General features: G+C 44.3%; 17 protein-coding genes. 9 read left to right on the forward strand and 8 right to left on the reverse strand.

Going from position 1 to position 13,615, the window contains the following annotated elements:
* Window positions 1-33 precede the first annotated feature (33 nt).
* From F0145_RS15465 to F0145_RS15500, 8 genes are all read right to left on the reverse strand, one after another.
* On the reverse strand, window positions 34-810 hold the full coding sequence (locus F0145_RS15465; protein ID WP_150089506.1) for an SDR family NAD(P)-dependent oxidoreductase: 777 nt from the start codon (window positions 808-810) through the stop codon (window positions 34-36).
* A gap of 113 nt (window positions 811-923) precedes the next feature.
* Entirely contained in the window at window positions 924-1,124 is a 201-nt protein-coding gene (locus tag F0145_RS15470; RefSeq protein WP_223816108.1) for a DJ-1/PfpI family protein, read from the reverse strand.
* A gap of 57 nt (window positions 1,125-1,181) precedes the next feature.
* Window positions 1,182-1,889, reverse strand: a complete 708-nt coding sequence (locus F0145_RS15475) for an SAM-dependent methyltransferase (protein ID WP_150089510.1) — start codon at window positions 1,887-1,889, stop codon at window positions 1,182-1,184.
* An 85-nt stretch (window positions 1,890-1,974) separates the two neighbouring features.
* Complete coding sequence (locus tag F0145_RS15480; protein ID WP_150089512.1) at window positions 1,975-2,739, reverse strand: alpha/beta fold hydrolase; 765 nt, start codon at window positions 2,737-2,739, stop codon at window positions 1,975-1,977.
* A 10-nt stretch (window positions 2,740-2,749) separates the two neighbouring features.
* Window positions 2,750-3,337 (reverse strand): hypothetical protein, encoded by a 588-nt coding sequence (locus F0145_RS15485; protein ID WP_223816109.1) that lies wholly within the window; start codon window positions 3,335-3,337, stop codon window positions 2,750-2,752.
* 13 nt (window positions 3,338-3,350) lie between these two features.
* Entirely contained in the window at window positions 3,351-4,391 is a 1,041-nt protein-coding gene (gene selD / locus F0145_RS15490) for a selenide, water dikinase SelD (protein ID WP_150089516.1), read from the reverse strand.
* A 164-nt stretch (window positions 4,392-4,555) separates the two neighbouring features.
* Entirely contained in the window at window positions 4,556-5,620 is a 1,065-nt protein-coding gene (gene mnmH, locus F0145_RS15495) for a tRNA 2-selenouridine(34) synthase MnmH (RefSeq protein WP_150089518.1), read from the reverse strand.
* 3 nt (window positions 5,621-5,623) lie between these two features.
* Window positions 5,624-6,337, reverse strand: a complete 714-nt coding sequence (locus tag F0145_RS15500) for a pyridoxine 5'-phosphate synthase (protein ID WP_150089520.1) — start codon at window positions 6,335-6,337, stop codon at window positions 5,624-5,626.
* 240 nt (window positions 6,338-6,577) lie between these two features.
* Between F0145_RS15500 and F0145_RS15505 the strand changes: the two genes are divergently transcribed.
* The 9 genes from F0145_RS15505 (at window position 6,578) to F0145_RS15545 (ending at window position 13,612) form a co-directional block, all read left to right on the forward strand.
* Window positions 6,578-7,039 (forward strand): GatB/YqeY domain-containing protein, encoded by a 462-nt coding sequence (locus F0145_RS15505; protein WP_150089523.1) that lies wholly within the window; start codon window positions 6,578-6,580, stop codon window positions 7,037-7,039.
* A 4-nt stretch (window positions 7,040-7,043) separates the two neighbouring features.
* Window positions 7,044-7,562 carry a CvpA family protein gene (locus F0145_RS15510; RefSeq protein WP_150089525.1) on the forward strand — a complete coding sequence of 173 codons (519 nt, stop codon included), beginning with the start codon at window positions 7,044-7,046 and terminating at the stop codon, window positions 7,560-7,562.
* Window positions 7,563-7,628: 66 nt separating this feature from the next.
* Window positions 7,629-8,201: an anthranilate synthase component II gene (locus tag F0145_RS15515; protein WP_150089527.1), complete on the forward strand. Its 573-nt coding sequence runs from the start codon at window positions 7,629-7,631 to the stop codon at window positions 8,199-8,201.
* A gap of 40 nt (window positions 8,202-8,241) precedes the next feature.
* Window positions 8,242-9,027 carry an alpha/beta fold hydrolase gene (locus F0145_RS15520; RefSeq protein ID WP_150089529.1) on the forward strand — a complete coding sequence of 262 codons (786 nt, stop codon included), beginning with the start codon at window positions 8,242-8,244 and terminating at the stop codon, window positions 9,025-9,027.
* Window positions 9,028-9,150: 123 nt separating this feature from the next.
* Window positions 9,151-9,816: a CBS domain-containing protein gene (locus F0145_RS15525; RefSeq protein WP_150089531.1), complete on the forward strand. Its 666-nt coding sequence runs from the start codon at window positions 9,151-9,153 to the stop codon at window positions 9,814-9,816.
* A gap of 109 nt (window positions 9,817-9,925) precedes the next feature.
* Window positions 9,926-10,807: an NAD kinase gene (locus F0145_RS15530; RefSeq protein WP_150089533.1), complete on the forward strand. Its 882-nt coding sequence runs from the start codon at window positions 9,926-9,928 to the stop codon at window positions 10,805-10,807.
* 122 nt (window positions 10,808-10,929) lie between these two features.
* Window positions 10,930-11,898 carry a DUF6089 family protein gene (locus tag F0145_RS15535; protein WP_150089535.1) on the forward strand — a complete coding sequence of 323 codons (969 nt, stop codon included), beginning with the start codon at window positions 10,930-10,932 and terminating at the stop codon, window positions 11,896-11,898.
* A 42-nt stretch (window positions 11,899-11,940) separates the two neighbouring features.
* Window positions 11,941-12,711 (forward strand): type IX secretion system protein PorG, encoded by a 771-nt coding sequence (gene porG, locus F0145_RS15540; RefSeq protein WP_150089537.1) that lies wholly within the window; start codon window positions 11,941-11,943, stop codon window positions 12,709-12,711.
* A gap of 157 nt (window positions 12,712-12,868) precedes the next feature.
* Window positions 12,869-13,612 carry an isoprenyl transferase gene (locus F0145_RS15545; protein WP_150089745.1) on the forward strand — a complete coding sequence of 248 codons (744 nt, stop codon included), beginning with the start codon at window positions 12,869-12,871 and terminating at the stop codon, window positions 13,610-13,612.
* The last annotated feature ends 3 nt before the right edge of the window (window positions 13,613-13,615 follow it).

Genomic DNA, 13,615 nt, shown 5'->3' on the forward strand with positions numbered 1-13,615 from the left:
TTCTAAGCGTATTAATTGAATATCAGTGTACGTCTACGCACCTTGCCCCATATATTGCGATAGACCACCATCCATAAAATAACTAGACCCGGTTACATAATCAGAATCAGAAGAGGCTAGGAAAACGGCCAGCCGGCCAATTTCTTCCGGATTGCCGGGTCGTTTCATGGGAATATGCTGCGATTTTTCTTCTCTTATTGCTTTGTTGTCAACGGCTTCCTGGTTCATGGGGGTTAAAATCATGCCCGGCGCAATATTATTTACGTTAATGCCTTCCTCGGCTAGCTCTAGCGCCAGCGTACGGGTTAAGTTACGCACGCCTCCTTTCGAAGCACAATAATCGGCGGTACCCGCCGATACTATTTCTTCGTGCACCGAGGTAACATTAATAATTTTGCCTTTACCGCCATTTTGCTTACGATGCCGAATAAAGCTGCGGCAGCAGAAAAAAGTACCGTATAAATTGGTGCGAATGGTCCGGTCAAATACTTCGGTATCCATGTCGGCTACGTTTATGCCGGAGCCATTTACGGCGGCATTATTTACCAGTATATCTATGGTGCCAAATTCTTTTGTGGCTTGGTTAAATAAATTTTCTACGGCTTGCTCATCGCTAACATCTACCTGCAGAACTATTCCCTTCCGGTTAAGTTTAGTTACCTCTTGTAGCGTTCCTTCCGCGCCTTCCTTATCGGAGTAATACGTAACAATCACATCGGCTCCTTCCTGGGCAAACGCAATGGCAGTTGCCCGCCCAATACCTGAATCTGAACCCGTAATCAAGGCTACTTTCCCTGTTAATTTCTGCATAACTGCTGGCTATTAAATGACTGGCTTTATATCTCTTTAAATAAAATTTGCAATTGTTTCATACTAGATGTACCCAGGGAAGGTTCTGTATTAATAGAAAATACAGGTAAGTTTTAAAACTCAACACCTGCGGCTGTTACTGCCAGGTAAGCCGATACGCTTCTGCCTTTTACCACCCCAGCAGCCGTTAAAATCTGAGCCGTGGGGCAAATGCCGGCAATGGGTTTATCGGCCTCAGCAAAATGACGTACCATGTTCAGGAAACGTTTGTTCAAGCGCAAATATTCCGGTGCCTGGCCACCAGGTGTTACCAACGTATTGTTTACCAGCGGAAAGAAGTAATTTAAACTAAATAAAATAAGCAGATATATTTACTTATAAAGTAAAAACACCGCAGGTTGCTTATGTAAATCGGGTAAATTTTTCTTCCAATTCGTAATGGTATCGGTGCGAATAAATTCGTTGGGAGCGGTAATGTTGGCGGCAATGCAGAGGCGGTAAGAAGGGGTGAGGTGCTGGGTTAAATCCTGGAGGAGTTGGTTGTTGCGGTAAGGCGTTTCCATGAAAATTTGGGTCTGGTCTTTTTGCAGCATTTCTTTTTCTAAACTCCGGATGGCCTGGATGCGGTCTTTTTTCTCGATGGGTAAATAACCATGAAAAGCAAAGGACTGGCCGTTGAAACCCGATGCCATCAGCGATAATAAAATGGCCGAAGGACCAACCAGCGGTTTTACTTTAATGCCTTGCCGGTGGGCAAATTTTACTACTTCGGCGCCGGGGTCAGCCACGCCGGGGCAACCGGCTTCCGAAATAATGCCTGCACTTACGCCTTGTTGCAGAGGTAGCAAAGCTTTTTTTACTTCGGGCTCCGACGAGTCTTTGTCTATAACAACTATCTGTAATTCCTCAATTACTTTTGCGGGTACAATGGTTTTAATGTAGCGCCGGGCCGTACGGGCATTTTCTACGATAAAGTAAGACAAACCAGCCACGGCCGCAGTTATTTCGGGAGGAATAACGGCCGTGGCCGTGTCCTCGGCCAGTACAGATGGTATAAGGTAAAGCGTACCTGTGGTCATAAATAAGCTGTTAGCCGCTGGCTTTTTAGCCAAAGACTTACCAAAAGAATATTTTATCTAATACTGATTATTCAGCGCCAGTAATTTATTTCAGAAATTCGGTAACTAAATTAAAAACCTCCTGCGGGGCTTCGGCGTGTACCCAGTGACCGGCGTTTTCTACGGTTTTAATTTGGGCCGCCGGAAATAATTTCTGAATCGGTTCGGTGTCGTACTGCGGTTTTATATAACCTGAACGAGCGCCTTTGATAAATAATACGGGTTTGGAGAAAGCGGTTTCGGATTGCGTTTCTTTACCAACTTCTTCAATATTGGCTTCAATGGAGGCTAAGTTCATGCGCCAGGCAAAAGTATTGTCTTCGGTCCGGTACAAATTCTTCGATAAAAACAGCCGTACTTCTTCTTCCGGAATATACTGGGCCAACGCCTGGTCTATCTCGCCCCGGGTTTTAACCCCGGCAATATTCACCGAATTTAAAGCATTAATAATATCCTGATGATGAACGGGATACGCTCTGGGGGCAATATCTACCACAATTAGCCTGGTTACCATATGGGGGTAGGTTAAAGCAAATTCCATGGCTACTTTGCCGCCCATCGAATGGCCCATAATGGCGGCCTCGGTTAGTTGCTGGTCTTGCATAAAAGTATGCAGATCCTCAGCCATCAGGTTGTAATTAAACTCCGTACTGTGGGGCGAGCGGCCATGGTTGCGCAGATCTACCAGAAAAACCCGGTATTGCTGCGATAAATATTTAGCTAAGGTTTGCCAGTTATCCGATAAACCAAATAAACCGTGCAAAATAACCAGCGGTGAGCCGGTACCCATTTCCCGGAAGTGTAGTTTCATAGTGCAGTTTTTAAATAAAGCAGATTGATTTATGCTCGACGTAGATGCGGTTGGTGTTTATAAATTTAGTAAGCTTATCCAGCGGCATCAGCAGCGACGTTAAGGTTATTAAGCTGCCGTTTTTTATTTCAAAGGTAATATATTCGTAATTGCTCCAGAAAAACTTCTTCGACCCGCATTGTACGCGGGTGGCCCGCACAATGTCTTCTTTCCGGTAAAAAAGTTTATTCCGGACATCGTAAATTTTAAACGATTCATTTTTCTTATCCACTTCTACCAGCTTCTGAAAATCGTTAAAGAAATATTGAATATGCAGGGCAAATACCGGTAACGAAAAAGCTGCCAATATTACGCCTACGGTTAAGAGCAAAGCGGCTTCCAGCGGCGACATACGCGGTGCCGCAATATAAGTAATCACCAACGGACCGGCTATCATCAGGCAAAGCAAAGCCCAGAACAGCATAAAAAAATGCCGGCTGGGGTCGGGTACATAAACACTCCGTTCTTTGGAGAGCAACGTAATTAAAAACCGCAGCACGTAAAGCGCAGCGGCCACAAAGGCAAGGGTTTTTAGCAGTTTTATATAGATGGGCATCAAGGCGGTATCGGGATTATTTTATGGTGATAAATGGTTCCGAAATATTTTGGCGCGGTTGTAATTTACCAAACGGTTTTAAATTTAGGTTATAATTCCTGAATACCTGCAACACTTCTTCGCGGCCTTCTGGTTCAACCGCAACGAGCAAACCGCCGCTGGTTTGCGGGTCGCAGAGTACGCCTTTTTGGTAATCGGTAAGGGCGGTTATTTTGTGGCCGTAGCTGTCGAAGTTGCGGGTAGTACCGCCAGGAAAAGCTTTCTGCGCTAAATATTCGTCTATTTCGGGTAAGCGGGGTACGGCGTCAAAATATATTTCGGCGGTCAGGTTGCTGCCTTCGCATACTTCGGCCAGGTGGCCTAGCAAACCAAAACCGGTAACATCGGTTAAAGCTTTTACAAATTTTGATTTTCCCAGGTAAGATCCAATTTTATTTAGCTGCATCATTTGCTGGGGCGCTAAATTGGCATGTTCTGGTTTTAATATTCCTTTTTTCTGAGCCGTGGTTAAAATACCAACCCCTAAAGGTTTCGTTAAATATAGTTCGCAGCCCGCCGTAGCGGTATTATTTTGTTTCAGGTTTTCGATGGCTACCATGCCGGTTACAGCCAACCCGAAGATAGGCTCGGGACTATCGATGCTGTGGCCGCCGGCCAGCGGAATACCGGCTTCGGCGCAAATACTCCGGCTGCCTTCTATCACTTTTTGGGCTACTTCGGGCGGGAGTTTATCAAGTGGCCAGCCTAGTACCGCAATAGCCATTAGCGGCGAGCCACCCATGGCGTACACATCGCTAATTGCATTGGCCGAAGCTATCCGTCCGAAATCGTAAGCATCATCCACAATCGGCATAAAAAAATCGGTGGTACTGATAATAGCCCGGCCGTCGCCGATGGCGTACACGGCCGCATCGTCGCGGGAATGGTTACCGACTAATAAGTTGTGGTTATCGGGTGCTTGGGTAGCGGTTTTAAGAATGGTATCTAATATTTTGGGTGAGATTTTGCAGCCGCAACCGGCGCCGTGGCTGTATTGGGTAAGTTTAAAGTCGGTCATGTTTGGTTGTTTGTGGTAGATGAAAGTGGTTAGTTATTAGTTGTTAGTTGTTAGTTGTTAGGGCTTAGTTGTTAGTTGTGCATGTTTAGTTCTTAACTTTTTATTTATGGAATTAACCTTTCTGCTTTCCCTAAATTAGGGAAGGAGTTGCAGAAGAGCCAAGGCTAATCAGGCTGGCTAGTTGTTTTAATAGCTGTTTGTTTACGCTGTAGTACTTCTAATATTTGCTGGGTATTTTCCGCTGCGTTGGTAGTAGGTAAAGGAATGGTAATAATTTGCTGCGGATTTTTATTTGCTAACTGATAAGAATAAGCTTTGTCGTAATAAACCAGGGCTAGTTCTACCATTTTCTCCATGTCATCGGTTTCGATGGCTTGCAACGCTTCTTTGGTAGCCAGGCCGCCTAAACGTTTTTTTATACGCAGAATGGCTTCGGTGAGCAAAGCTTTATCGGCCTGGCAATATTCCCGGGCCAGTTTCCGGATGCGTTCAATTTTGGGAACTTCTATCTTTATTAAAGTAGCGGCTTGCATCTGTTCGTAAAATGGCTTCGGAATATTTACCTTGCCAATGCTGATACCTTCGTCTTCGAGCCAGAGGCGTTTTGGTTGCCTAATATTTTGCCCGTACAGCGCCAGGGCAAAGTCGTTTTCGAATTGTTCGGTAGTGGTTTGCGGCGGCTGCCCGATGAGGCCGAAAGACGAACCTTTGTGGTGCGCCAGGTTTTCCAGATCAATAATGCTTTCGCTGGCTTGTTGCAATTGGTGTAATATTTCGGTTTTGCCGCTGCCGGTCATGCCGCCTAATATTACCAACGGGTATTTTTTCTCGAACTGGGCTAGCGCAAAATGGCGGTAATCTTTGTAGCCGTGCTCTAACAGGTTTACGGTAAAACCGGCCAAATCCAGAAGCCAAGCCACGCCGTTGCTGCGCATACCACCGCGCCAGCAATGCAGCAGTACTTCTTTCTGGGGCGCCAGCTTGGTAGCCAGTTTCACAAACCCCGACATTTTAGGGCCAAAATAATCCAGCCCAATTAAAATGGCTTTGTCGCGGCTAATTTGTTTGTAAGCGGTGCCTACCTGCTTGCGTTCCGCATCGGTAAACAACGGAAAACTTATTGCCCCCGGAATATGGCCGGCCGTAAATTCCAGGGGGGCACGCACATCCAGCACCGGCAGCGAAGCGGCTTTTTCTAAAAATTGTTCGGTGGTGAGCTTGTTTATCAAAGGCTACTGCAACTGTCTTAAATAAAGCTGAATCGTGTTTTCGAGACCAAAATACAAAGCATCGCAAATAAGGGCATGGCCGATAGAAACTTCGAGTAAGCCCGGAATATGCTGCTTTAAATATTTAAGGTTATCCAGGTCTAAATCGTGACCGGCGTTAATACCCAAGCCCAAAGCTACCGCCCGACGGGCAGCTTCGGCGTAAGGCGCTACGGCTTTAGCCGGATCTTGCAGGTAATTTTTGGCGTAAGCTTCGGTATACAATTCTATGCGGTCGGTGCCGGTTTGGGCTGCCCCTTCCACCATTTCTACCACGGGGTCTACAAATATCGAAACGCGGGTACCAATGGCTTTTAAGTCCGAGATAACTTCTTTTAAATAAGCCTGGTGCTTGATGGTATCCCAGCCAGCGTTGGAGGTAATGGCATCGGGGGCGTCGGGTACCAGGGTAACTTGTTCGGGTTTAACTTTTTTCACCAGTTCCAGAAAATCTGGCGTCGGGTTGCCTTCAATATTAAACTCGGTGGTTACTACGGGCTTCAAGTCCAACACGTCCTGGTACCGGATGTGGCGCTCATCGGGGCGGGGGTGCACCGTAATGCCTTGCGCCCCAAAACGTTCGCAATCCAGGGCGGCTTGTACCACATCGGGTCGGTTGCCGCCGCGGGCATTCCGCAGCGTAGCAATTTTATTTATATTTACACTCAGCTTGGTCATAGTTAGTGGTTAGGTTATTGGCGGTTAAGGACTAGTTTTTAATTATTAACTATTAGGATTTTGGTTGAGGAAGAAAAATATTTCCTAACATAATTAATTTTATAATCTGTTTATTGGTGTTAGTACGGCGTACTAATAAATCAAAATTAATATCTTTTGTTAAGAATATTTATTTGCTTTGTGCTTATTCTCTAAACCAGTTTAGGGTATTGTATTGGTATAAGTGTTAAATATAAAACTATGAGTTTAAAAGAAAGAATAGAAGCGGATATAAAACAGGCCATGTTGGCGAAAGATAAAACCCGCCTGACGGCTTTACGCAGCATTAAGTCTTTAATATTACTGGCTGAAACCGAAAAAGGAGCACCGCAGGCGCTTACGTCCGAATCGGAATTAAAATTATTGAACAAAGCTGCCAAGCAACGCCGCGAATCGGCGGAGGTTTATGCCAAGCAGTTCCGCAGCGACCTGGAAGAGGTTGAATTGGCCGAACTGGCGGTAATTGAAGAATATTTGCCGGCGCAACTCTCAGAAGCTGATTTGGTAGAGAAAATAGTGGAAATTATTCAACGGGTTGGCGCACAAGGTCCTTCAGATTTAGGCAAAGTAATGGGTGTAGCCGCCCGCGAGCTGAGCGGACAAGCCGATGGCAAAGCTATTTCAGCGGTAGTAAGTCGTTTATTAAACAATACCAACGCCTAGTACCTTGTCAACGTTTGATATTATCCTGTTAATTCCTTTGGCTTACGGCATTTTTCAAGGCTTCCGAAAAGGCTTATTGCAGGAATTAGTGGCCATAATTGCACTGGTGCTGGGTTTTATTCTGGGGTTAAAATTATTAACTACGGTAATCCCGGTGGTGCAAGAATATATTGGCAATGCCTACGGGTTGCTGCCTTTTGTATCGTTTTTGGCAATATTTATTGCCGTTATTGTGGGCGTACGGTTTTTGGGGGTAATGCTGAAAACAGTGCTGGATTTTACCCCCTTAGGTGTTTTCGATAATATTCTGGGAGGAGCGCTGGGCGGCCTTAAAGTTTGCCTGGCTTTAAGCTTGCTCCTTTATGTATCAGGTTTAGCCGGGATTTCAGTTTCTGGTAATGCAGCCCGCGAATCGGTGGTTTATCCGGTGGTACTAAAAGCTACGCCTTACGCGCTGGAAATTATGAGTTTTCTGATGCCTTTTATAAAGGGAATGTTATCGACGTTAAAAGGTTTATTTTAAGCTACCGGAATATTTTACAGCGCTAAGCAGCCTTTGGGCGATAATAAACGTGTTAGGTGTGGTAAGGTGATATTGCTGCTGGATAATTTTGATTCGTATACCTATAATCTGCTCGATTATTTCGGGCAGTTGGGTATAAAAGCACACGTAATCCGGAACGATGTACCGTTGTCGGAAATTGCGGCTCTGGACTTTCAGGCTATTGTGTTGTCGCCGGGACCGGGCGTACCCAAAAATGCGGGTAATATGCTGGCCGTAATCGATAAATATTACCAGACCAAACCCATATTGGGAATTTGCCTCGGGCACCAGGCTTTAGGCGAATATTTTGGTGCTACTTTGCAAAAAGGTATTAGGCCCATGCACGGCAAAATATCCGAAATAATATGCCGCGAAGATGCTATTTTTAGCAACCTTCCGGCTAAAATGCCAGTTGTAAGGTATCATTCGCTGGTAATAAAAAACGAAAGCCCGGCACTGCTGCCCTTGGCCTATACCGCCGAACAGGAACTGATGGCGTTCCGGCACGTATCATTACCACTGTATGCGCTGCAATTTCATCCGGAAGCTATTTTAACCACTTACGGACTAGACATGCTGCGTAACTGGGCTCGCTTAGCTGGTATAGTAGTTAAATAAAAAATGGTACCTTGTTTTAAATTTATTTTAGCCTTACGGCATGGATATACAAATTAAAGAAGAAGGAGAATATCAGTTTATAGATGAAGGCCAGGGCGAAGTGCTTTTGCTCTTGCACGGTTTATTTGGGGCACTAAGTAACTGGGGCGGGGTAGTAGAGGCTTTCTCTAAAGATTACCGGGTGGTTATTCCGCTTATGCCCATTTACGAAATGCCGTTGCACAAAGCCAGCGTGCCGGGGCTGGTTAATTTTGTAGAAGGCTTTGTCCGGTTTAAAGGGCTCACGAATCTTACATTACTCGGAAATTCTTTGGGAGGGCACGTGGCTTTGGTTTATACCCTCGATTTCCCGAACCAGGTAAAGCGGCTGGTACTTACGGGCAGTTCCGGCTTGTTCGAAGATTCGATGGGCGGCTCTTTTCCGAAGCGGGGCAATTACGAATATTTAAAAGAACGCGTCGAGTACACTTTTTTTAAACCCGAAACGGCTACGAAAGAACTCATAGACGAAGTTTTTAGTATAACCAACAGTAACTCTAAATGTATGCGAATTGTAACCATTGCCAAATCGGCTCAGCGCCACAACATGGCAAAAGATATTACCCGCATACAAGTACCAACGCTGCTAATCTGGGGCTTAAACGATACCATTACCCCGCCTCACGTGGCGCACGAGTTTAACCGGTTAATTAAAAATTCAGAGTTGCATTTTATAGATGAATGCGGCCATGCCCCCATGATGGAGCAACCCGATACGTTTAATAAAATATTAGAAAAATTCTTGCATAAAGAAGTAAAACAACTGGAACAAACCCATTGGGTATAAAAAATATTATTAATTATTCTAATATAAATATTTATTAATATTAATATTAATATTTTTTATTATAATAGAAACAACAATACAAGAGTTACCATGTTAATACTGGTATAAAAACAAAACGCATACATGATCGCCGAAGAGCTCATAAACCAAATGATTCCCCCTCTTAAAATTTCCGATTCTGTCGAAAAGGCAGTTCGGTGGATGGAAGAGTTCCGGGTAAATCAGTTGCCGGTAGTAAAAAACCGGCAGTATATGGGCATGATTACCGAAGACGATATTATTGAGAAAAACCTGTATGGCGTGGCGCTGAATACCCTGGAATTAGGCTATAAAGAAGCCTTTGTAATGCACTACCAGCATTTTTATACCGTAATGGAGGTAGCCATCCGGAACAAAGTACAGGTAGTACCCGTGCTGGATGAGCACCAGGAATTTTATGGCGTTATTACAGTAAACGATACCATTGCAGCCTTCGGGCAAATGTCGGGGTTACAAGGCCAGGGCGGCATATTGGTGCTAAGCATGAACGAGCGCGATTATTCTTTATCGGAAATTAGCCGGCACGTAGAAGAAAATAATGCGAAAATATTAAGCGCTTATGTGTCGCCGGACGAAATGGACGACTACAAAATAAAAGTAACCCTGCGCATCAACCGCACCGATTTAAACCGGATTATTGCTACCTTCGACCGTTTTGATTACCGGATAGTAGCCCAGTTTCAGGACGCAGACGAAGTAAAAGACGACCAGGACCGCTTGGATTTGCTGATGAAGTATTTAAATATTTAAGTTGCACCAACCCATCTCTGCCTAAATTTAGCCGCAGTCGCCTTAGCTGGTTCAAAAAATATTTAGAAATTTTCAGCCATTTGGGTAAAGGCACTGGCTACCACTAACCATGAAAATAGCACTTCTGGGAAAACCCTTTACCGAAAAACTGGTGCCTTACATGCAGGGCCTCATAGATGAGCTGATAGCCCACCAAACCCAGATTTTAATAGCAGAAGATTTTAAGGCTATTTTACAGGATACGATTAACCTGCCGCCCGATTTACAAACCTTTAAACGGGGCGATTCGTTAAGTGGCGTTAGTTTTATGCTGAGTATTGGCGGCGATGGCACTTTGCTGGACGCTATTACCTATGTAGGCCCCTTACAAATACCTATTCTGGGAATTAACACCGGGCGCTTGGGTTTCTTAGCTACCATACCGTACGACCAAATTTCAACCGCCATCGAAGCCTTGTATAAGGGCCATTATAGCATCGAAGATCGCTCCTTAATTAGGGCCGATACCGACCAGGAAGTATTTGGAGGCATAAATTTTGGTTTAAACGAGTTCTCCATCCTTAAAACCGATTCGTCTACCATGATTCTGGTGCATACTTATTTAGATGGCGAATATTTAAACTCTTATTGGGCCGATGGCTTAATTGTTGCCACACCTACCGGCTCTACCGGATATTCGCTTAGCTGCGGCGGGCCTTTATTGCACCCCCAAACTAACAATTTTGTGATTTCGCCCGTATGTCCTCATAACTTAAATGTAAGACCACTGGTAGTATCTGATAAAAGCGTAATCTCGTTTGAAGTAGAAGCCAGGAGTCATAATTTTTTAGCATCACTCGACTCACGCTCTAAACCAGTGGATGCATCGGTGCAAATAGCCGTACGACGGGAAAGTTTTAATGCCCGTTTGGTAAAAATATCGCAGGTAAATTTTTTAAATACTTTGCGCAATAAGCTTAATTGGGGGCTCGATAAACGTAATGTCGAATAAAAAAATTGGAATAATGAAATTTAGCTTTTTTAATATAGCATTTTGTTCCTAATTTAGCGCCTCGTGGGGTAAACCCTAATAGCATTAAAGATTTTAGTAATAAGTTCATTAACCGGTACAGTATGAAGAATTTTGTCGCACTATTTATTCTTGGCGTAATTTTATTCTCGCTGGTATCTTCCGATGCCGAAGCCCAGCGGTTTACAAAAAGAAGAAGATACGCCAGCATTGGGGTTAACTTAAACGCCATGAACTATTTCGGTGATATTGTTCCGGAAGCAGATTTTACCAGTTTACGTGTTAAATCTACCCGGCCCAATATTGGTATTGAGTACACTTACCGCATGTATCCGCGGTTCTCGGTGCGTGGTAACTTTTTCTGGGGCCGGATTACCGGCGATGACCGGAAAAGTGCTTCGCAGAACGAAGAAGAAAATATTCCGCGTTACAAGCGTAATTTAAATTTCCGGAACGATATAAAAGAATTAAGCGGCACCATGATTTTCGACTTGTACGAAAACCGGGGCGCTTATACCCGTCGTCCGGATTTTACCCCTTACGTTTTTGTAGGGTTAGCCGCGTTTCATCATAACCCCAAAGCCTACCACGGTGGCGGCCAGGATTTAGCCGAAGGTTATTACGAATTGCAACCATTAGGTACTGAAGGTCAGCAGGTTGGCGGTAACGGCTATCCAACTCCCTATAAAAGAATTCAGATTGCTATACCAGCCGGTATTGGTTTTCGTTATAAACTCGATCGGTTATGGGATTTAAGCTTTGAAATTGGCTGGCGCAAAACCTTCACCGATTATTTAGATGATGTTAGCGGCCAATACGCTTCTAAAGCTGATTTATTAGCAATGGGTGGCGAAAAAGGAAAAGCCTCCGCAATTTTATCTGATAGAAGCGCTCAGTCTGGTTTTCCGGGTGTTATTGCCGACCCAAGTGGTACGCCTTATGGCCATTTAAATGGATATGGCGTAAGAGGCGACCAACGGGGCGATGTAACCGACGACGATTGGTATATTATTACCGGGTTGCACCTGACCTATATTATGCCTGTCCGGACCCGTGGGCCTAAATTCAGGTAATAAGTTTAGCTACGGCTAGCTTATATATATTTAAACTAACCTATGATTCAAAACCGTTTAGTATTTACACTCCTTATTTGTACCATGCAAGTAGGGAGTGTTTTTTTTGCCACCAGGGCAATGGCCCAGTCAGAATCGTACCGCACCAGTGAGTTAGGAGTAGGGGTGGGGGCTACCACGTATAAAGGCGAAATATCACCAAACTATCGTTTTGCCAATAATCGCCCGGCCTTCAATATTTTTTACAAAAAAGATGTTTCGCAGGCTTTGGTGTTGCGGGGAGGATTGTTGCTGGGGTTAATGCGGGCAAAAGACGAAAATATTAACCGGCCTTTGAACCAGTACCGGCGCGCCGATATGAGAACCAACCTGATAGAGCTATCGGCGGGTATTGATTATAATTTTCTGAATTATTATGACCAGCGGCGGCGCATTCGCTGGACGCCTTACTTTTTCCTGAACGCTGCCGTTACCAATTACAATAACAAAGTAGTGTTGCAAAACAATACCATTAAGCCTTTCGAGAATGGTTTTGTGCTGGCTATTCCGTTAGGGATTGGGGTTAAATATGCTTTATCGCGGCACTGGAACCTGGGCTTAGAAGTAGGAGCCCGTAAAACCCTGCTAAAAGGTGGCGATAAGGTAGATTACCTGAAAAATAAAGAACACGAATCGAATCCGCCTGAAGAATTGCCTTTTACCAACCCTTACGACAAAGACTGGTATTATTACAGTGGGGTAAGTATTTCGTATACTTTTTATAAGCTTATCTGCCCCGACCCGTACCGGGGTAAAAGAAATTTACTGCAATAATCCTCCTTAGTAGACATAAAATAATCTGTTACTAGCGGGCAATAAGGCCCTTCCCAAAGCTAAAGAATTATAAATCCGCTAATTAAAACTAACAAAAGGTTTCGGGTGTTCTGAAAATTGGGCAGGTTTTTATAACTTGCAACGAAATTTTGTTTGGATGAACCTTCAGGAAAAAATTGATTTAAACAATTTGCCGAAGCATGTTGCCGTTATTATGGATGGTAACGGTAGGTGGGCAAAGAAAAAAGGTGGGCTTCGGATTTTTGGTCATCAGAATGCAATAACGGCCGTACGCGAAACGGTAGAGGCAGCAGCGGAACTCGGCATAGGTTATTTAACTTTATACGCTTTTTCCACGGAAAACTGGTCGAGGCCAAAACTAGAAGTAAATGCCTTGATGCAGTTGCTGGTAGCAACCATTCGGAAAGAGACTGAAACTTTAACCAAGAATAATATTAGATTAAAAGCTATTGGGGATTTAGATTCTTTGCCGGAAGCTTGCCGGAAAGAGTTAACCGAAGCCATGGCTCTAACGGAAACGAACACCCGGATGACTTTGGTGCTGGCGTTAAGTTACAGCGGCCGTTGGGATATTACCCAAGCTATAAAAGCCATTGGCCAGGATGTGGAAAGTGGTAAACTAGATATAAATAACATCCGGGAAACCACGGTCAGCAATTATTTGTCTACCCGTAACATGCCCGACCCCGAATTATTAATCCGTACGAGCGGTGAGCAACGCATTAGTAACTTTTTGTTGTGGCAACTGGCTTATGCAGAGTTATATATTACAGACTTATTGTGGCCTGATTTTCGGAAGCAACATTTTTATGAAGCGTTGCTCTCTTACCAGCGACGGGAAAGAAGATTTGGTAAAATAAGCGAACAACTTACGAAATAACGT

The organism is Adhaeribacter rhizoryzae, assembly GCF_008629685.1.
Classification (GTDB): domain Bacteria; phylum Bacteroidota; class Bacteroidia; order Cytophagales; family Hymenobacteraceae; genus Adhaeribacter; species Adhaeribacter rhizoryzae.